General features: G+C 59.4%; 17 protein-coding genes. 15 read left to right on the forward strand and 2 right to left on the reverse strand.

Going from position 1 to position 18,558, the window contains the following annotated elements; translation table 11 throughout:
- The first annotated feature begins 4 nt into the window (after positions 1–4).
- The 14 genes from ASD75_RS20375 to ASD75_RS20435 are packed head-to-tail and all read left to right on the forward strand — an operon-like array spanning position 5 to position 16,218.
- A complete protein-coding gene (locus ASD75_RS20375) occupies positions 5–838 on the forward strand; it encodes an aldolase/citrate lyase family protein (RefSeq protein ID WP_056747610.1) in 834 nt (277 codons plus the stop codon).
- Between the two features lie 8 nt (positions 839–846).
- Entirely contained in the window at positions 847–1,389 is a 543-nt protein-coding gene (locus tag ASD75_RS20380) for a sugar transferase (RefSeq protein ID WP_156401058.1), read from the forward strand.
- A 3-nt stretch (positions 1,390–1,392) separates the two neighbouring features.
- Positions 1,393–3,174 (forward strand): asparagine synthase (glutamine-hydrolyzing), encoded by a 1,782-nt coding sequence (asnB, locus tag ASD75_RS20385; RefSeq protein WP_056747615.1) that lies wholly within the window; start codon positions 1,393–1,395, stop codon positions 3,172–3,174.
- The gene (locus tag ASD75_RS20390) at positions 3,168–4,436 is read left to right on the forward strand and encodes a hypothetical protein (RefSeq protein ID WP_056747622.1); all 1,269 of its coding nucleotides are present in this window, start codon (positions 3,168–3,170) and stop codon (positions 4,434–4,436) included. Before asnB ends, ASD75_RS20390 begins: the two co-directional genes overlap by 7 nt.
- Entirely contained in the window at positions 4,433–5,443 is a 1,011-nt protein-coding gene (locus ASD75_RS20395) for a bifunctional 2-polyprenyl-6-hydroxyphenol methylase/3-demethylubiquinol 3-O-methyltransferase UbiG (RefSeq protein WP_056747623.1), read from the forward strand. The genes ASD75_RS20390 and ASD75_RS20395 overlap by 4 nt, the downstream gene beginning before the upstream one ends.
- A gap of 36 nt (positions 5,444–5,479) precedes the next feature.
- Entirely contained in the window at positions 5,480–6,115 is a 636-nt protein-coding gene (gene hisH, locus ASD75_RS23515) for an imidazole glycerol phosphate synthase subunit HisH (RefSeq protein ID WP_082565107.1), read from the forward strand.
- Between the two features lie 6 nt (positions 6,116–6,121).
- A complete protein-coding gene (locus tag ASD75_RS20400) occupies positions 6,122–8,164 on the forward strand; it encodes an N-acetyl sugar amidotransferase (protein WP_056747624.1) in 2,043 nt (680 codons plus the stop codon).
- Positions 8,165–8,209: 45 nt separating this feature from the next.
- Positions 8,210–9,208 carry a UDP-N-acetylglucosamine 4,6-dehydratase (inverting) gene (gene pseB / locus ASD75_RS20405; protein WP_056747625.1) on the forward strand — a complete coding sequence of 333 codons (999 nt, stop codon included), beginning with the start codon at positions 8,210–8,212 and terminating at the stop codon, positions 9,206–9,208.
- Between the two features lie 13 nt (positions 9,209–9,221).
- Positions 9,222–10,397, forward strand: a complete 1,176-nt coding sequence (pseC, locus tag ASD75_RS20410) for a UDP-4-amino-4,6-dideoxy-N-acetyl-beta-L-altrosamine transaminase (RefSeq protein WP_056747626.1) — start codon at positions 9,222–9,224, stop codon at positions 10,395–10,397.
- A complete protein-coding gene (locus ASD75_RS20415) occupies positions 10,394–11,149 on the forward strand; it encodes a cytidylyltransferase domain-containing protein (RefSeq protein WP_056747627.1) in 756 nt (251 codons plus the stop codon). The genes pseC and ASD75_RS20415 overlap by 4 nt, the downstream gene beginning before the upstream one ends.
- Positions 11,146–11,766, forward strand: coding sequence for a pseudaminic acid biosynthesis-associated methylase (locus ASD75_RS20420; protein WP_056747628.1), 621 nt, complete (start codon positions 11,146–11,148; stop codon positions 11,764–11,766). Before ASD75_RS20415 ends, ASD75_RS20420 begins: the two co-directional genes overlap by 4 nt.
- 6 nt (positions 11,767–11,772) lie before the next feature.
- Positions 11,773–13,308: a UDP-2,4-diacetamido-2,4,6-trideoxy-beta-L-altropyranose hydrolase gene (gene pseG, locus ASD75_RS23520; RefSeq protein WP_082565108.1), complete on the forward strand. Its 1,536-nt coding sequence runs from the start codon at positions 11,773–11,775 to the stop codon at positions 13,306–13,308.
- A complete protein-coding gene (gene pseI, locus ASD75_RS20430; protein ID WP_056747630.1) occupies positions 13,305–14,363 on the forward strand; it encodes a pseudaminic acid synthase in 1,059 nt (352 codons plus the stop codon). The genes pseG and pseI overlap by 4 nt, the downstream gene beginning before the upstream one ends.
- A gap of 55 nt (positions 14,364–14,418) precedes the next feature.
- On the forward strand, positions 14,419–16,218 hold the full coding sequence (locus ASD75_RS20435) for a nucleoside-diphosphate sugar epimerase/dehydratase (protein ID WP_056747764.1): 1,800 nt from the start codon (positions 14,419–14,421) through the stop codon (positions 16,216–16,218).
- A gap of 27 nt (positions 16,219–16,245) precedes the next feature.
- On the opposite strand, the gene ASD75_RS20440 is transcribed toward ASD75_RS20435, so the two are convergent.
- Positions 16,246–16,881: an LON peptidase substrate-binding domain-containing protein gene (locus tag ASD75_RS20440; protein WP_056747767.1), complete on the reverse strand. Its 636-nt coding sequence runs from the start codon at positions 16,879–16,881 to the stop codon at positions 16,246–16,248.
- 79 nt (positions 16,882–16,960) lie between these two features.
- Here ASD75_RS20440 and ASD75_RS20445 point away from each other — a divergent pair, with 79 nt between their 5' ends.
- Positions 16,961–17,512 (forward strand): YggT family protein, encoded by a 552-nt coding sequence (locus ASD75_RS20445; RefSeq protein WP_056747768.1) that lies wholly within the window; start codon positions 16,961–16,963, stop codon positions 17,510–17,512.
- Positions 17,513–17,619: 107 nt separating this feature from the next.
- Here ASD75_RS20445 and accD read toward each other — a convergent pair whose 3' ends face one another.
- Positions 17,620–18,492 carry an acetyl-CoA carboxylase, carboxyltransferase subunit beta gene (gene accD, locus ASD75_RS20450; RefSeq protein WP_015013229.1) on the reverse strand — a complete coding sequence of 291 codons (873 nt, stop codon included), beginning with the start codon at positions 18,490–18,492 and terminating at the stop codon, positions 17,620–17,622.
- Positions 18,493–18,558 lie beyond the last annotated feature (66 nt).

Here is an 18,558-nt window from a genome sequence, read left to right on the forward strand (position 1 = left end):
AACCATGATGGATTTTCTACAGATCACCAATGACCCAGATCTGGCGCGCCGTTGCGATGCGCTGCCCGGTATGCGCTTGTTTGTCGATCTTGAAAGGAATGGCAAGGCCGCGCGTCAGGCAGGACGTAACACGTTCGTCAGCACGCACCAACCCGAGGATGTAGGTCGTATCAAGGCTCAGTTGCGGCGGTCCCAGTTGATGGTGCGGGTGAACCCGTTGCACGAAGGCACGGCCGTGGAGTTGGACACAGTGCTGGCGCAAGGTGCCGACTCGGTGATGTTGCCCATGTTCCAGACCCCCGACGAGTTGCGCGCCTTTAGCCGTATCGTGGCAGGGCGGGCTCCTATCGTTGCGTTGCTGGAGACGGCGGGCGCGCTGCATTCGCTGGATTCTTGGGTTGATACCACTGGTCTGCGAGAGGTGTTCGTGGGGTTGAACGACCTGCATCTGTCGCTGGGCTGCAGATTCATGTTCGAGCCCCTGGCGCAGGGGCTGCTGGACGGCGTGGCACTCAAGGCTCATGCGTATGGATTGCGCTTTGGTTTTGGCGGCATCGCACGATTGGACGAAGGGCTGCTTCCGGGCCGTGATGTGTTGGCTGAGCATGTTCGCTTAGGCTCACGAGGCGTGATTTTGTCGCGCACTTTTCATCGACCAGACGAATCGGGGGCTGCCGTGCACACCTTTGAGGCCGAGGTTGAAGCCCTGCGGCAGTCTGAGCAGACCTTGTCAAGGCGTACGCCAGAGCAGGTCGTTGCAGACAGGCTACGTATCAGCAGTGTGATACGTTCTATTGCAACGTCCATGTCCGTGCGGACTGTAGAGGCAGTGGATTGAAGCGCGGCGTGGATATCGTGCTTTCCTTGGTGGCGCTGCTGGTCCTGAGCCCGCTGCTGTTGGTGGCTGCGCTGGCGATTGCTTTAGAAACGGGTTTTCCGGTTCTTTTCCGGCAGGCCCGCCTGGGTCTGAATGGCCAAGAGTTCGGCATGTACAAATTTCGCAGCATGGTGAAGAATGCGGCTCAGATGGGGCCATATTTCACCGCTGAAAATGATCCGCGCATCACCCGCGTTGGCCGCTTCATACGCCGCACCAGCATCGATGAACTGCCTCAGCTATTTAATGTGCTTACGGGTGAGATGAGCTTAGTCGGCCCGCGTCCCGACGTGCCCGCTCAGCGCAGCCTATACACCGACGCTGATTGGGCGCAGCGTTGCAGCGTGCGACCCGGTATCACAGGGCTGGCTCAGGCCCTGTACCGGTCCGATTCGACAGAGGTGCAGCGGCTCGAAGCCGACCTGTGCTACACACGCGAAGCTTCGCTCTGGCTCGACCTGAAGATCTGCTGGTGGACATTCAAGCGCCTGGGCGGCCAGGGCGCGAACTGAACCATGTGCGGTATCTTTGGCTACTGGGATCGCATACAACAGTCGTTGGACGATAAAGTCCTGCGCGGTATGGCGCAAGCGCTGGTGCACCGCGGACCGGACGACGAAGGCATCCACCACCAGCCCCAGCGGGGTGTAGCTATCGGCAACCGGCGGCTGTCCATCATCGATCTAGGCGGCGGTCACCAGCCCTTTGCCAGCGACGACGGCTTGGTTGCCGTGGTGCAAAACGGCGAAATCTTCAATCACTTGGAGTTGGCCGCCGAGCTGCGCTCCCAGGGCGTGCGTCTGCGCACGCAGTCGGACACCGAAGTCATCCTGCGCCTGTACGAGCGCGAGGGCATCTCCTGCCTGAGTCGCCTGAACGGTATGTTCGCTATTGCCATCGACGATGCGCGCGAAGACGCGTTGTATCTGGCGCGCGACCGCATCGGCGTCAAGCCCCTGTTTGTGTACGACGACGGCCAACGTATGCTGTTTGGCTCTGAGCCCAAGGCCCTGTGGCCGGCCGTTCGGCGCAAGCCTGGTATGTGCCTGGAAGCAATCCATCATTACCTGACGTTCAACTATGTCCCTGCGCCGTGGACGGCCTACGAAGGCGTGTGCCATGTCATGCCTGGCACCTGGCACAAATACACGCGGGGCCGCCATGTGCAGACGCAGCGCTGGTGGAGCCTGGCAGACCAGCGTGAGCAAGACTTTGAGTTTGGCGATTGGTCCGATGAGTTCATGGCTTTGCTCGACGACGCCACCCGCATCCGCTTGCGTGCCGACGTACCCTTTGGCGCTTTCCTTTCGGGCGGGGTCGATTCGAGCACCATCGTCGGACTGATGGCGCGCCACGTGCGGGAGCCGGTCAAAACCTTTTGTATAGGCTTTGAAGACTTGCGCTACGACGAGTCGGCCTTCGCTCTACAGGCCGCCCAGCGTTTTGGTTGTGACCATACGATGGAAGTTGCCGAATTGAATATGTTGGCGCAGTGGCCCCGCGCACTGCATCACCTGGACCAGCCGCATGGTGATGCTTCTTTCATGCCCACCCTGCGCGTGAGCGAACTCGCGGCGAAGCAGGTCAAGGTGGTGCTGACAGGTGACGGCGGCGACGAACTATTTGCTGGTTACGACAAATATGCCCAGTTCTTCGCGCAGCCAGATGCACTGACTTTGCCGCAAACCGCGTTTGAGCGCAGTTACTTTGACAGTATTTCGCTATTCACTCCCAAGGCCAAGACCGCGCTGTATCGGCCAGAAGTGCGCGCGCAACTGGCTGGCGTCGACAGCTTCACTGCTGCGGCCCAACCCTGGTTCGAAGAGGCATGCCATTTTGACCGTATCAACCAGGCGCTCTACTTAGATATGCAGCTGCTACTGAGCGGTAACAACCTTGTCAAGCCCGACCGGATGGGTATGGCTGCGAGTATTGAGGCGCGCACACCATTCCTGGACTGGCGGATGATGCAGTTCGCCTTTCGCTCGCGCGGCGCGACCAAGCTATCGGCGCGGGGCGACAAAAAGCATTGGTTGAAGCGGGCGGCTGCACCGCTGATAGGTAACGAATTGGCGTACCGCAAGAAGCAAATGTTCACTGTGCCCATCGGTGATTGGTTCCAAGGCGAGTTGCATGGCTGGTTGCGTCAGACCCTGCAGGGCAGTGAAGTAATCGGACGATTGTTCGATCCCACAATATTGGGCTGTATGTTGGATCGGCATAGGGACGGCCAAGGTAACTTCACTCGGGAGCTACGTGCGCTGGCCGCGTTAGAAATTTGGAGTACTGCATGCTGAACTCGCAGACTCTGCCGCGCTTCCGCACGCGCGATCCGCGGCGAAGGGCTTTTTTTGTTAGCTATGGCGCTGGCCACATCGCCAAAATTGCGCCAGTGGTTCGCGAGTTGCGACGACAGGGCGTTGAGTGTTTGTTGATGGCACTCACGATCGGCTATCCGAAGGCTCGGCAGCTGGGACTTGAACCTATGGGCTATCGGGATTTCCTGCCCCTGCTAGGTCCTCGAATGGAGGAGGCACTATCGTGGGGAGATCGCCTGCTGGTCGGCAACACACATCCCGAAGTCGATTTGGAGGAAACGCGTTGCTACTTAGGTATCAACTTCTTGCAATGGGTTGATGCCGAAGGTGAGGTGGCCGCCCGCCTGCGGTATCAGCAGAGGGGTCGCCAAGGGTTCATGCCGGTCGATTTCATGGGGCGGGTGCTGGATGCTCTGCAGCCCGGCCTAGTCGTGGCTACCAGCACGCCTCGATCCGAGGAGGCAGCGATTCGTTCCGCAGTTAGTCGTGGTATCCCAACGCTCACGATGGTTGATTTGTTTGCGCCAGAGTCTGACCCCTTTCTCTACAGACCTGTGCATGCCCGGTGCATTACTGTCATCGCCACAGAGGTGCGTGAGAGATTCCTTGCCCACGGCCTCGCATCTAATCAGGTGTTTGTGACCGGTAGCCCCGATTTCGACGAACTTTTTGACCCTTGCGCTGTGGAGCAGGGTCGAGCTCTGAGGGCGAAGTTGGGCTGGGAAGGATTTCACATAGTGCTTTGGGCCGGGATACTTGAGCCGGATCACGCGACTTTTCCCGGCGCTGCTTTTGGCCTGGCCGTAGAGCAAGCTCTGCGAGCCTGGGTCAAGAATACGCCTCAGACCGGTCTGATCGTTCGCTACCACCCGGCTCAGTATCACGAGTTTGCGCGCCTAGCACCGCAGGAAGGTGTGCACTTGAGTATCCCGAGGGTGGATCCGATTGCCCCCTTGCTGCACGCAGCTGATACGGTGATCCACCAAGTTAGTACGGTTGGACTGCAAGCGGCCGTGCTCGGTAAGCGCGTACTCCACCTTGGGTTTTCCGCCTGGGTTCAGAGTGCCGACTTCGACTTGGGGAGTCTTGGCCCCAGTGAGTTGGTAAACAGCCTCGACGAGATTGCAACCATGCTCAACAATCGCCCAGCGCCAGCTGCTGACCGCCCTGTGTCTGTCCCTCAAGGGCCTGCTACACCCCGCATTGCCGAGCTGGCTCTACAACTTTTGAACTCTCCATGACGACAAAACTGACTGAGGAAGAAATTCGCCCGAAAAATTTGATGACGGGCCAGAAGGTCGCAGCACTTACCGACGTGGGTCGTCTTCTCACGCGCTACAGTGAATTCGTTGAGGTGGATTGCCCAGCGTGTGGCGTTCATCGACGTACAGCGCAGTACAGCAAAAATGGACTACGGTACGTTCGGTGTGAAGATTGCCAAACTCTCTATGTCTCACCCCGGCCTACAGCTGAAGTTTTGGCTTGGTTTTACCGCGACTCTCCAAACTACGCGTACTGGAATGCCCACATCTTCCCTGCATCGGAGGTTTCGCGGAGGACTCGGATTTTTGTGCCTCGGGTCAATCGCTTGCTGGAGATATGCGCCCGGCACCAGACCCGGACGGACTCACTACTGGAAGTCGGTGCGGGATTCGGTACTTTCTGTGCTGAGCTCATGTCGCGAAACGTTTTCAAGCGAGTCGTGGCTGTCGAGCCGACACCAGGGCTTGCCATCAGTTGCCGAGAGCGTGGCATTGAAGTGCTCGAAATGCCGATCGAGGAGGTCACTCTGCAGTCTACGGACTTGTTCGACGTAGTCGCCAGCTTCGAAGTTATCGAACACCTGTTTAGCCCCCTGGACTTTGCCCTGCAGATGGTTCGCTTGCTGCGCCCTGGCGGGCTGCTGTTGCTGACCTGCCCCAATGGACAAGGCTTTGACATCGAGACACTTGGCCCTGTGAGCGATACGGTTGATCATGAGCATCTGAACTACTTCAATGCCGCATCGCTTGAAAAAATGCTGCGGCGCGTTGGCTTGGACGTACTAGAGTCGTTCACCCCGGGTTTGCTGGATGCCGAATTGGTGCGCAACAAGGTGCTCGAAGGTTCATTCGACCTGAGCCATCAGCCGTTTTTGAAGAGGGTGTTGCTTGACGGATGGGAGCAGCATGGCCAAGCGTTCCAAGACTATCTGATAGCGCAAGGGCTTTCCTCAAATCTCTGGGTCTTGGCGCGCAAGCCAATTTGAGCAACTACCATATCCAGTCACACGAACAGGTCTTCGATGCCCCAACGCGTAGTTACTTTGGTGGACTTGCAAATCCAGAATATATTGTCAGTGACCCAAGCTCTGAATTTGGTGGGCGCGCGGGTGATAGTTGCACGCGATGCAGCCGCGATAGCGCAGGCTGACCTGCTGGTACTTCCGGGTGTAGGCTCATTTGCAGAGGCTTCGCGACGCTTGTTTCAAAGCGGGCTGGCGGAGGCGATTCAACACCATGCTTTAGAGCGCCAGCGTCCCGTTGTAGGGTTCTGTTTGGGCATGCAGCTGCTCGGAGATTCCAGCCAGGAGCATGGCGAACATCCAGGTTTGGGACTGATCCCAGGGCAGGTGGTCAGGTTGCGAGAAAAGCTGCCAGACCATCGCGTGCCAAATGTAGGCTGGCGCACGGTTCATTTGAACGAGTATTCAACGGCAGTGCTACCAGCCGTTCTCGACGGCGCTAATTTCTACCATGTGCATAGCTACCACTTTGAGGTGAAGTCGCCTTCTCACTGCATCGGCACATCGCGTTTTGCTGAAGAAGACATCGCCAGCATTGTGGCTCGGGGTCGAGTGCTGGGGACTCAGTTTCACCCTGAGAAAAGCCAGGAGCCCGGCTTGGACCTCCTTCACGCACTAGTTTGTCACTTCCGCTGATCGAACATGAAACGCCTCATCCCGGTGCTACTGCTCAAGAACGGACTGATAGTACGTAGCCAACTGTTCAGTATCCATCAAAGCATCGGTAACCCTATGCACACGGTGCGTCGGCTCTCCAACTGGAACGTTGATGAGCTGATCTTGCTCGATATCTCTACCGAAGACCGCCATGACCTGCGTCGCGACGACCTCCAGGTGCAATACCAAGGCACCACCCTGCTGGGCTTGCTTCCTGAGATCGCCAAACTGTGCTTCATGCCGCTGGCGGTGGGAGGCGGCATTCGAGATATCGAGGCTATGCGCGAACGCTTTGCTGCAGGTGCAGACAAATGCGTCATCAACTCCGAGGCGGTGCGCAACCCTGCACTGCTGACTGAGGCCTCGAGGGCATTTGGTGCCCAGGCCGTGGTGGTAAGCATCGACGTGCTTCGCCATCGCGATGGTCGCTTGGAAGTGATGATCGACGGCGGTAGAACGCCGACTGGGCTTGATCCATTGGCGTGGGCACGCGAGTGTGAACAACGGGGCGCGGGCGAGATCGTGCTCAACTCTGTGGACCGCGATGGTGCTGGCACCGGCTATGACCTTGCATTGGTTCAGGCGGTTACAACGTCAGTATCGATCCCCGTGATTGCTTGCGGTGGTGTCGGCACATACGCTGACTTCGTGCCCGCTTTGAATGAAGCCGGCGCCAGTGCCGCAGCTGCAGCCAACATCTTCAACTTCTATGAGCTGGCTTACCCGCACGCCAAAAAAACTTGCATTGATGCGGGGGTTGCCATGCGGCCCGTGCAACTCGCCAACAAGTGGTTTACGCGTGAACCGCAATACGACTTTCAAATTGAAAAAGCCAAACTCGAGATGCGGATGAGCCATGCGCGCCAAGGTCTTTTCGCAGCGGCGCAGGATCCGCGTGAACGAAAGATGCGCTGGTGCACACAATGTCTGTATCCATCACTGAGTGCCACACCCATGGAGTACGACGCCAAGGGGTTGTGCACGGGTTGCCAGATGGCGCAGATGAAGACCGATTTCGGAGCCTCGGAATGGCAACGTCGCGGCACAATCCTGCGCGGAATTTTTGAACAAGCCCGTTCATCCGACGGAACGCGGCACGACTGCGTCATTGGCGTCTCAGGTGGCAAGGATAGCTACTTCCAGACTCACTACGTAAAGAACGTGTTGGGCTACAAACCGCTCTTGGTAACGTATTACGGCAACAACTACACCCCAGAGGGCGAATACAACTTGCGGCGCATGGCCGAGGTGTTCGATGTAGATCACATCATCTACAAACCCAGTGTGACCCTGCTGAAAAAGCTCAATCGCCTAGGCTTCCAGATTATGGGGGATATGAACTGGCACGGCCATATGGGTATCGCCACACTGCCAATGAAAATCGCTGCGTTGCATAAGATTCCTTTGGTAGTTTGGGGTGAGCACGGCTATGCCGACTTGTGCGGGCAGTTCTCCATGAACGACTTTGTTGAGTGGAGCTACCGCAATCGCCTTGAGCATTTTGGCCGCGGCTACGAGTGGAACTACATGGTGGGCTTCGAAGACATCACGGCGGCTGACATGGTGCCTTACCAGTACCCCAGTGATCAAGAGCTTTTTGACCTCAACCTCAAGGGTATCTACCTCTCTAACTATGTACCATGGGACGGTAACGCTAACAGCAAACTGGCTTCTGAGTTGTACGGTTTTGAGGCAGGCAACACGCCGTTTGAACGCACCTACCGCCGAGCGTCCAACCTAGACGACATGCACGAGAACGGCGCGCACGACTACATGAAATACGTGAAGTTCGGTTATGGCCGCTGTACAGATCACGCATCCAAAGACATCCGCAGTGGCGTACTATCGCGCGCTGAAGGCATTGCGTTAGCTCGGCATCACGACCCGGTCAAGCCGTTTGATGTGCAGCGCTGGCTGAATTACGTGGGTATGGATGAAACCACCTTCGATGCTATCGCTGACACCTTCCGGGACCCGCGGGTATGGTGGTTTGATGGTGGCTGGAGGAGACACGAGCTCAGTGACTAGGTGAGTCGCTAGGCATTTTTTTCCACTTTAATCCGCTCTCAGGACATGCTGAACCAGTCCACCATACTCATCACCGGCGGCACCGGATCGTTCGGCCACACTTTCGTGCCCATGACCCTGGCGCGCTACAACCCTCGCAAGCTCATCGTTTACTCGCGCGACGAGATGAAGCAGTGGGAAATGGCCAAGTTGTTCCGGGGTGACGAACGAGTGCGCTTTTTTATCGGCGACGTACGCGACCGCGAGCGCATGTACCGGGCGCTGGATGGGGTGGATTACGTGGTTCACGCCGCCGCCACCAAGATCGTACCCACAGCAGAGTACAACCCGTTCGAATGCGTCAAAACTAACGTGAATGGTGCTATGAACGTGATCGATGCATGTATTGACCAGCGGGTCAAGGGTGTGGTGGCCCTGTCCACCGACAAGGCCAGCAGCCCAGTGAATCTCTACGGAGCGACCAAGCTCGCTTCTGATAAGTTGTTCGTTGCAGGGAATTCCTACGCTGGTGTCGATGGATGCAAGTTCTCGGTAGTGCGCTACGGAAATGTCATGGGTTCGCGCGGTTCGGTCATTCCATTCTTCCTGACACAGAAGGGTAAAGGATCTTTGCCAGTGACCGACGCGCGCATGACCCGCTTCATGATCAGCCTTGAACAGGGCGTGGAGCTGGTCTGGCACGCATTCGAGGACATGGAGGGCGGCGAGATCTATGTCAAGAAGATCCCGTCGATGAAGGTGACCGATATCGCCCTGGCGGTCGACCCTGAAGCACAGCACGAGATCGTGGGTATCCGTCCTGGCGAGAAACTGCATGAACAGATGATCAGTCCGGAAGACGCCTACTACACTTATGAATACCCGGAGCACTTCAAGATACTGCCCGCCATTCACAGCTGGCACGAGGACTTCAAGCGTATTAAGGATGGGCGGCGCGTGCCCGCAGGCTTCACCTACGCCAGCGACAATAACACCGAGTGGATGGACGTGTCCGCCCTGCAGGCCTGGATCGCCCAGCACCAGGACAAGATCGGCCGCATCTGATCCGGGCAGCGTCATGGACTTCATCCCCTACGCCACACAGTCGATCAATGAAGACGACTTGGCAGCAGTGCGCGAGGCTCTGACCTCGGGTTGGTTGACCCAGGGCCCAGCTGTGCCAAGGTTTGAGCAGGCTTTCGCGCAGCGGCACTGTGTAGCTCACGCGGTGGCCGTGTCCAACGCCACCGCCGGCTTGCACATCGCCTGCCTTGCTCTAGGTGCAGGTCCAGGTAAGACCGTGTGGACCAGCCCGAATACCTTCGTTGCCTCGGCCAATAGCGCGCTGTACTGCGGTGCAGATGTGGACTTCGTGGACATCGACCCCGTCACCCGGAACATGAGTGTGGCGGGCTTGGCTGTGAGACTGGAACAGGCCGAACGCGACGGCCGCCTGCCCGCCATAGTGATTCCGGTACATTTCGGCGGCTTGCCCTGCGACCTCGTGCCCATGCGAGCGTTGGCGGACCGTTACGGTTTCAAGGTCCTGGAAGATGCGTCCCACTCTGTGGGCGCCCTTTACAACGGCCAGCCTATTGGGAGCGCATATGCCGACGCCAGCGTGTTCAGCTTCCATCCGGTCAAGATCGTGACCACCGGTGAAGGCGGCATGGTGACCACGCAGGACGCTGCGCTGGCGCGCAGTCTACAGCTGCTTCGGTCGCACGGCATCACGCGTGAGGTGTGTGAGATGGATCACCCTGAAACGGGTGCTTGGCACTACGAACAGCACAGCCTGGGCTTCAACTATCGGATGACGGACATCCAGGCCGCCCTGGGCCACTCGCAGCTACAGCGCATCGACAGCTTCCAAGCCGCCCGCGAACGTCTGGCCGAACGCTACGACCAATTGCTGGCTAAGCTGCCCCTGCGGCGGCCGGCCCGCGTGCCCGGCCCGGGCTCGACTGCCCATTCGTCCTGGCACCTCTACGTGGTGGAGCTGCTGCCGGGCCTTGGCGTGGCCGACCGCGCCACCGTGTTCACTCGTATGCGCGAGGCTGGCATCGGTGTCAATGTGCACTACGAACCGATTCCGCTGCAGCCGTACTATCGCGGCCTGGGCTTTCAGCCTGGCCAGTTCCCGGCCGCCGAGGCCTATGCTGTACAAGCCCTTTCAATCCCGCTTTACCCATCCCTGACAGATGTTCAACAGGACCGTGTGGTGGCGGCGCTGACAGCGGCCTTGCAGGCATGACCACACTGATCATCGTCCAGGCGCGCATGACCTCGACCCGACTGCCGGGCAAGGTGCTGCTGCCCTTGGCTAGCGAACCTATGCTCACGCGGCTAGTCGAGCGGCTGCGTCGAGTGCAGCGCGCCGACGGTATCGTCGTTGCCAGCACCACCAACGTGACCGACGATCCGATCGCTGGGCTGTGCGCGCAGCTGGGCGTTTCCTGCCATCGGGGGCTCGAACACGACGTGCTTTCCCGTTATGCCGACGCTGCACGACTGCACGGCGCCGACACGGTTGTGCGCGTCACCTCCGATTGTCCGCTGATCGACCCCGCGTTGATCGACCGGGTGATCAACGCCTATGAAGAGGGCTGCGGCGACTACGTCTCCAATATGCTGCCGCCAACCTGGCCATACGGCATGGCTGTGGAGGTGTTTAGCGAGGCTGTGCTGGCTCAGGCCCATGAAGAAGCCACCCAAGCGGCCGAGCGTGAGCACGTCACGCCATTTCTCTACTGGCGCCCCGAGCGTTACCGCCTGTGCAATGTTGCCAGCCCTGTGGACCTGAGCCAGCATCGCTGGACTGTGGATACCCCCGAGGACTATGCGCTCGTCAGTCGTTTGTTCGACCACTTGATGCCGACCAAGCCCTATTTCAATCAGGCCGACGTGTTGACACTGTTGGACCAGCACCCCGACTGGATCGCGCTCAACCAGCACATCATGCAGAAGCCTGCGAACGAAACCCAGACCGTCAAGAAAAACCCATGACCTTCAAGACTGAGCAGGAAGCCTTCTGGGCCGGCGATTTCGGCACCGAGTACATCCAGCGCAACCAGGGCGATGCGCTGCTCGCCTCCAACCTCGATTTCTTCGGCAAGGCCCTGCGTCAGGCCAGCGGCTTTCGCAGCTGTATCGAATTCGGCGCGAACATCGGCATGAACCTCAGGGCACTTAAGCTGCTGCACCCTGGCATTGACGCCTACGCCATAGAGATCAACGCCGCGGCCGCGAACCAACTGGGCGAGGTCCTCCCGTCGGCAAAAGTCTATAACACGTCTATCTTGGACTTCGTGCCTATGCGCCAATGGGACCTGACCCTTGTCAAAGGTGTGCTAATCCACATCAACCAGGAGGTGCTCCCCCAGGTGTACGACAAGCTGTTCGCCGCCTGCGGTCGCTATCTTCTGGTAGCTGAGTACTACAACCCGGTGCCGGTGGCCATTCCCTATCGTGGCCACGACGACCGTCTGTTCAAGCGCGACTTTGCGGGCGAGATCATGGATCGCCACCCGCAATTGCAACTAGTGGATTACGGCTTTGCCTACCGCCGCGACCCCAGCTTTCCGCAGGACGACATCACTTGGTTCTTGATGGAAAAGCGTTGACCTGACATGACGCTTGTGGCGATTCGCGTAGATGCATCTGCGAACATGGGCACCGGTCACCTAACGCGTTGCCTGTCATTGACGCACGCGCTCCTAGAACAAGGTGCTCAGGTCATACTGGTAACGCGCGCTCTGGACGCAGTAGCGGCGCAGGTGTTGTCGCGTGAAACGCCTTGCTGTTTGCACTGGTTGCCTGCACCCAGTGGCGACACTTCGACCGATACAACCGCCACGCCACATGCTGCATGGGCACGTGTTTCGTGGTTTCAGGACGCCGAGGACACCGCGAACGCCCTGCGAAGCAAGCAACCCGACTGGATTGTGGTAGACCACTATGCCTTTGATGCGCGCTGGCACGAGACTGTTCGTACATCCCTCGGCTGCCGCCTGTTAGTGATTGATGACACCGCAGACCGTGCAATAAGTGCCGATGTCTTGCTGGACCCCAACTGGGCGCCCGACCACCGTGCCAAATACGCGGGTCGGCTGGCGTGCGAGTCGCGCTGGTTGGCTGGTCCACGTTACGCTTTGCTCTCACCCGCATACCGGAGTGGGTTGCGCTACGCCTACCAGCCCAAGGTGAGCAGCCTTGGTATCTTCATGGGAGGAACTGACCCGGAGGGCGTGTCGGCCCGCGTGTTGGATGCCTGCAGGGCAGCAGGTTTTGTCGGACTCATCGAGGTTGTGTCCACTTCGGCCAATCCACGCCTGGACGCGCTGCGTGAGGTTTGTGCCGCGGACTCCAGCGTCATGTTGACAGTAGATCAATCCGATCTCTCGGCCTTCTTCGCACGCCATGACCTGCAGATCGGCGCTGGTGGTGGGGCGACCTGGGAGCGTTGCTGTGTCGGTGCCCCCACCGTCGCCTTGGTCATGGCGGCCAACCAATCGGCTGTGGTGGCTGGTCTGGCCGAACTGGGCGCGGTGCGTTCCGCCGATGAAGCGACCCTGCCGGGCGTGCTGCGTGAACTTATCGCGGATCCCACTGCACGGCTTGTGCTTTCTGAGCGTGCGGCAGCACTGGTTGATGGCCGTGGCGCCCAGCGCGTGGCTCTGATGCTTCTGCGCGACCATCTGCAACTGCGCCCCGCCACCCCCGACGACGCCTCGCAGTTGCATGCGTGGCGTAACCACCTCTCTGTGCGCGTGGTGTCGGTCTCCCAGGACACAATCGCCTTTGACGCGCACCAGCGCTGGCTGCACGCCGTGTTGGAGAACCCTGCGCGCTGGTTGTTCGTTGCCCAGATCGGCCAATTGCCCGTGGGCAGCATCCGTTTCGACTGGCTCGACAGCGGACATGTTGAGGTTTCGCTCTATACCGACCCAGACCTGCAAGGCCTGGGCCTGGGGCAGCGACTGCTGGCGGCCGGTGAACAGGCGCTGCTTGCGTTGCACCCCGGCGGCTTCACCTTGGAGGCACAGGTCCTGCCTGGCAACACCGCATCACAACGCCTGTTTCAGGTTGCTGGATACCATTGGGGGGCTTTGCGATACCGGAAATTGGTTGGCCCATTGCCTGCCTCGGAATACACCGAATCATGAAAATCCTCGATCGCACCATAGGCCTCTGCCAGCGCCCCTATCTCATCGCGGAAATGTCTGGCAACCACAACCAGTCGCTGGAACGCGCGCTGGCCATCGTGGATGCCGCCGCCGCGCACGGTGCTGATGCCATCAAGCTGCAGACCTACACCGCCGATACCATGACGCTGAACCTGCGCATGCCCGGCTTCACGATTGACGACCCCAAAAGTCTATGGGCGGGGCGCCAGTTGTACGAGCTGTATGCGGAAGCCCATACCCCTTGGGAATGGCACGCGCCAATCATGGAGCGCGCTGCCCGGCACGGCGTGCATTGCTTCAGCACACCGTTCGATTTCAGTTCGGTAGACTTTCTTGAATCGCTGAATGTGCCGGCATACAAGATTGCCTCGTTCGAGAACACCGACCTGCCGCTGATCCGCCGCGTGGCGGCTACCGGCAAGCCCATAATCATGTCCACCGGCATGGCCACGGCGGGCGAGATCGATGAGGCCGTGCGCGCTGCGCGCGACGCCGGTTGCCGTGACATTGTGCTGCTCAAGTGCACCAGCACTTACCCGGCGAGTGCCGACAACACCAATATTGCGACCATCCCGCACATGCGCACTCTGTTCGGCTGCGAAGTTGGTCTGTCGGATCACACCCTGGGTTGCGGCGTGGCGGTGGCGGCTACAGCTTTACGCGCAACGGTGATCGAAAAGCACTTTACTCTGCACCGCGCCGACGGTGGTGTAGATTCTTCTTTCTCGATGGAGCCTCAGGAGCTGCGTCAGTTGCGTGAAGAGACTGAGCGTGCTTGGCAGGCACTGGGGCAAGTGAGCTACGGCCCTACAGCAGCCGAGATGAGGTCACTTGCTTTTCGCCGATCGCTCTACATCGCCAAGGACTTGCAGGCCGGTGAGGTGCTCACCTCTGAAAACCTGCGCTGTGTGCGGCCCGGATTCGGTCTCGCGCCCAAGCATCTGGGCAGCCTATTGGGTTTGTCCATCGGACAAGATGTGAAGGCCGGCACCCCCATGGCATGGTCGCTGCTAGGTGAAGGCCAGGACTCGTGAGCGCCGTGCTACCCTGTGTCACGCAACCGATATGCCCGTGAGCGGTGTGCAGCCTATGAGCAACCGTTGGCTGCAGCTGCCGATCGACTTGGCACTGGTTGCACTTGGCTGGTGGCTTGCGTTTTGGCTCCGCTTCAACCTCGAGACACCCGATGAATTCCAGGCCATGATGGTTGACACCCTGCCATGGCCGTTGCTCGGGTTTGGTACGAGTCTGCTGGTATGGGGGGTGTACCGCCACATCTGGCGCTATACCAGCGTGGCCGAACTCACGCGCCTTGTATATGGCGTGGTGTTCGCCGGTTTGTTGTCTGCGTCTGCAGTGCTGATGCTGCGAGTCGGGTCTTTCCCGCGCTCGGTGCTGCTGTTGCATCCCATGTTGGTGTTGCTGCTTTTGGGCGGTGCCCGCATCAGCGCCCGACTGTTGCTGGTCAACCGTGGGCAAAGTGCACCTACCGGCAAGCCCTTGCTGCTGGTGGGTTCGGTTCAAGACGCAGCAGCAGCACTGCCTGCGTTGCGCGGGACGCGGCTGTGGTCGCCGGTGGGTATCGTAAGTCCCATCGCCGCCGAAAAAGGCCGCAGCCTGCAGGGACTGAGTGTGCTGGGAGGTTTGGGCGACCTCTCCCATATCGCTGCGCGCACCCAAGCGGTAGCCGCCCTTGTGGTCTTGGCCACAGGGTCTGATGCCCGGCGAGAAGTGCTCATGGGTGCTAGCGAAGCGAGTCTGCCCCTTTTGACAATGCCGCGGCCAGACGAATGGCTGCGCGCTGAAGATGGTCAACCTAGGCGTATCGAGCTGGAGGACTTGCTGGGTAGAGCGCCTGTGGCGCTGGATGAAAAGGGCCTGTCTGATCTCATTGCCGGAGAGACGGTGCTGGTCACCGGTGCAGGAGGTTCGATTGGGTCTGAATTGTGCCGCCAGATTGCGCGCTTTGGTGTTGCGCGGCTTGTGTGTGTTGACGTGTCCGAATACGCCATCTACCAACTGGAGCAAGAGCTACTCAGGGCTCATCCCCAAATGCAAGGGCTTTACTACACCGCCAACGTCCGAGAATATGAGCGATTGCTTGCCATCGCTCAGCTCCACCGACCAACGGTGGTATTTCATGCTGCCGCCTACAAGCATGTTCCCTTGATGGAGTCTTTGAACGAGGTGGAAGCCCTGCGCACCAATGTGTTGGGAACCTTGAATGCTGCTCGCGTCGCTGGCGCTGTCGGAGCTACGCGTTTTGTGCTGATATCCACCGATAAAGCGGTCAACCCGACCAATGTCATGGGTGCGAGTAAACGGCTCGCTGAACTGGTCATGCAGTCGGTGGCTGGCGAATGCGAAAGCACGCGTTTTGTGGCCGTGCGTTTTGGAAATGTGTTGGGTTCCAGTGGCTCGGTTGTTCCGCTGTTTTCTGCGCAGATCGCGCGTGGCGGTCCTGTAACAGTCACGCATCCGGACATTGTTCGTTACTTCATGACGATTCCGGAAGCTGCCCAACTGGTTCTGCAGGCTGGTTTGATGGGGCAATCAGGGCAGATTTTTGTGCTGGATATGGGGGAGCCCGTCAAAATCCTTGATCTCGCGAAGATATTGATACGGTTGTCTGGCAAAAACGAGCAGGAAATTCCTGTGGTGTTCACAGGGCTCAGACCCGGAGAGAAACTCTACGAAGAGCTTCTTGCCAATGGCGAAACCACTATTCCGACACCACATCCCAAACTGCACGTGGCCAAAACCAGCTCACCGGGCCGCCTGAACCCTGAGACGGTCTGCAGCGATATTGAGAGTTTAGGGGTTGCCCCAGCAGCTTCGTCGCTGCGTGCCTGGCTCCAGAGTCTGGTACCTGAATACACAGTCCGTTGACTCAGGCTGCCGCCTGTGTCTCTCGCGCTACTGCGCGATCCCCGTCCGCTCCAGCACATCCCCCACCAGTTCCAGGCGGACCAGGGGGTTGTCCAGCTCCATCAACCGCTGTTTCAGCTCAAGTGGCACTGGCAGCAGTTCGCACCATCGGTTTGCCACCCAGCCGCAATCGTTCAGTTGTGCTGCAGTGGGGGTGACCAAGTGGGGCATGTCTGGGTCGCGCACCTGCAGCGTGTGCAAGACCTGTCCCAATGCAGTTGACGCCTTTTTGAGATCGTCTGGAACCGGTACTGTCAGATCCTGTTCGACGTGATCGACGTCAGCAATCCAAAGGCCGTGCTGCAGGTGGTGGCGTTGAGTGATGCGAAAACGCTGGCTACCACGGCATAACAGGGTGACCAGTCCGGGCTGGGGTGTCTCCAATTGCTCGATGATGGCCAGGGTACCGATGTCGTTGAAGCGTTCTTCTGGCGCTCCGGCTTGGCGCACTTCCTGGCCTTGGGTGAGTGCAACCACACCGAAGGGGGCGCCTGTCCGGTGGCACTTGCGCACCATGTCCAGGTAGCGCACCTCAAACACCCTCAGAGCCAGCACTCCGTCCGGGAACAAGACAGAGCCCAGGGGGAAAAGCGGCAGGGACGACAAGGTGAGGGGTGGGGTCATGGGCGCGTGGATGCCTTCGCCCGCTATCATCCCATGACACCGTCGGCTTTTGCTGCACACCACTGTTTTTGTCTCATCCATGCTCTATCAGATCGCCTCTTTCCTGCTCGATGTTGTTGGCGGCTTGCTAACCGGAGCCTGCCTTTTGCGGCTGTACATGCAGTGGCAGCGGGTGCCGTTCTCCAACCCGGTCGGTGGGTTGGTGTTTGCGTTGACCGATTGGCTGATCATGCCGCTGCGACGGGTGATCCCCCCTGCGGGGCGTTGGGATGTGTCCAGTCTGGTGGCTGCGATGCTGGTGCAGCTGGTGCAGTACGCGTTGTTGACGTTGCTGCTCGGTGCGGGATCGGCATGGGCGTGGTTGCCCTGGTTGGCCTTGTTCGGGCTGCTGCGCGTGGCGGTCTCGGGGCTGATCGGCCTGCTGATTGTCTATGCCGTCCTGTCCTGGGTACAGGGTGGCCGTTCACCGCTGGCGGATGTGATCGCGCGCCTGTGTGAACCTGTGTTGCGTCCTTTTCGGCGCGTCATTCCGCTGGTGGGCGGCTTCGACCTGTCGCCATTGGTGGCGCTGGTGGTGCTGCAGGTTGTGATGATTGTTCTGGGTCATTTGCAGGCCAGTGTGATGCGTTAAGCATCCCAAAGGCCCGATGCGCTAGCCAAATATGCTCTGTTTGCTATTGAAAATATAGCAATGGCGTGGTGAGGCCTCACTCAGTCACCTTTTCGGGGACCGGGTATTTACATCACCGCGTCAGCAGGCAGTCGTTGCAGCATGGCCAAACTGCTGGCCACGGTGTTGCGCAGTTCGCGGCGGTCGCAGATGAAGTCCACCGCGCCCTTGGTTTGCAGGAACTCTGCACGCTGGAAGCCCTCGGGCAGGGTCACACGCACGGTGGATTCGATCACGCGCGGGCCAGCAAAGCCGATCAGCGCCTTGGGCTCGGCAATCACGATGTCGCCCACAAAGGCAAAACCTGCGCTCACGCCACCCATGGTGGGGTCGGTCAGCACACTGATGTAGGGCAGGCCCTTCTTGGCCAAGCGGGTCAGCGCTGCGTTGGTCTTGGCCATCTGCATGAGCGACAGCAGGCCTTCCTGCATGCGGGCGCCGCCGGTGGCGGTAAAGCAGATGAAGGGTACCTTTTGCTCGATGGCGGTTTCCACGCCACGCACAAATCGCTCGCCCACTACGGAGCCCATGGAGCCGCCCATGAAGTCGAACTCGAAGCAGGCGGCGACGACGTTGATGCTCTTGACCGCGCCGCCCATCACGATGAGGGCGTCGGTCTCGCCGGTATTCTCCAGGGCTTCCTTCAGGCGCTCGGGGTACTTGCGGCTGTCCTTGAACTTGAGCGCGTCTACGGGCAGCACTTCCTGGCCGATTTCGTAGCGGCCTTCAGCATCCAGAAATGCGTCCAGTCGGGCGCGCGCACCGATGCGGTGGTGGTGGCTGCAGTGGGGGCACACATTCTGGTTGTGCTCCAGGTCGGCCTTGTAGAGCACCGTTTCGCAGCTCGGGCACTTGATCCACAGGCCTTCGGGCACCTGACGGCGCTCGGTGGGGTCGGTTTGCTGGATTTTGGCGGGTAGAAGTTTTTCGAGCCAGGACATGGTGTTCTCCTCTTCAGTGGCGCGACCTGCTACAAAGCCCGTAGGCGTTTGCGGGGCAGGCCGGGT

It is taken from the genome of Acidovorax sp. Root568 (assembly GCF_001427445.1).
GTDB classification, from domain to species: domain Bacteria; phylum Pseudomonadota; class Gammaproteobacteria; order Burkholderiales; family Burkholderiaceae_C; genus Acidovorax; species Acidovorax delafieldii.

Excerpts from the sequence above, each read along its gene's own strand:
- ASD75_RS20375 (WP_056747610.1), top strand. The coding sequence starts at position 5 with ATGATGGATTTTCTACAGATCACCAATGACCCAGATCTGGCGCGCCGT.
- asnB (WP_056747615.1), top strand. The coding sequence starts at position 1,393 with ATGTGCGGTATCTTTGGCTACTGGGATCGCATACAACAGTCGTTGGAC.
- ASD75_RS20390 (WP_056747622.1), top strand. The coding sequence starts at position 3,168 with ATGCTGAACTCGCAGACTCTGCCGCGCTTCCGCACGCGCGATCCGCGG.
- ASD75_RS20395 (WP_056747623.1), top strand. The coding sequence starts at position 4,433 with ATGACGACAAAACTGACTGAGGAAGAAATTCGCCCGAAAAATTTGATG.
- hisH (WP_082565107.1), top strand. The coding sequence starts at position 5,480 with ATGCCCCAACGCGTAGTTACTTTGGTGGACTTGCAAATCCAGAATATA.
- ASD75_RS20400 (WP_056747624.1), top strand. The coding sequence starts at position 6,122 with ATGAAACGCCTCATCCCGGTGCTACTGCTCAAGAACGGACTGATAGTA.
- pseB (WP_056747625.1), top strand. The coding sequence starts at position 8,210 with ATGCTGAACCAGTCCACCATACTCATCACCGGCGGCACCGGATCGTTC.
- pseC (WP_056747626.1), top strand. The coding sequence starts at position 9,222 with ATGGACTTCATCCCCTACGCCACACAGTCGATCAATGAAGACGACTTG.
- ASD75_RS20415 (WP_056747627.1), top strand. The coding sequence starts at position 10,394 with ATGACCACACTGATCATCGTCCAGGCGCGCATGACCTCGACCCGACTG.
- ASD75_RS20420 (WP_056747628.1), top strand. The coding sequence starts at position 11,146 with ATGACCTTCAAGACTGAGCAGGAAGCCTTCTGGGCCGGCGATTTCGGC.
- pseG (WP_082565108.1), top strand. The coding sequence starts at position 11,773 with ATGACGCTTGTGGCGATTCGCGTAGATGCATCTGCGAACATGGGCACC.
- pseI (WP_056747630.1), top strand. The coding sequence starts at position 13,305 with ATGAAAATCCTCGATCGCACCATAGGCCTCTGCCAGCGCCCCTATCTC.
- ASD75_RS20435 (WP_056747764.1), top strand. The coding sequence starts at position 14,419 with ATGAGCAACCGTTGGCTGCAGCTGCCGATCGACTTGGCACTGGTTGCA.
- ASD75_RS20440 (WP_056747767.1), bottom strand. The coding sequence starts at position 16,881 with ATGACCCCACCCCTCACCTTGTCGTCCCTGCCGCTTTTCCCCCTGGGC.
- ASD75_RS20445 (WP_056747768.1), top strand. The coding sequence starts at position 16,961 with ATGCTCTATCAGATCGCCTCTTTCCTGCTCGATGTTGTTGGCGGCTTG.
- accD (WP_015013229.1), bottom strand. The coding sequence starts at position 18,492 with ATGTCCTGGCTCGAAAAACTTCTACCCGCCAAAATCCAGCAAACCGAC.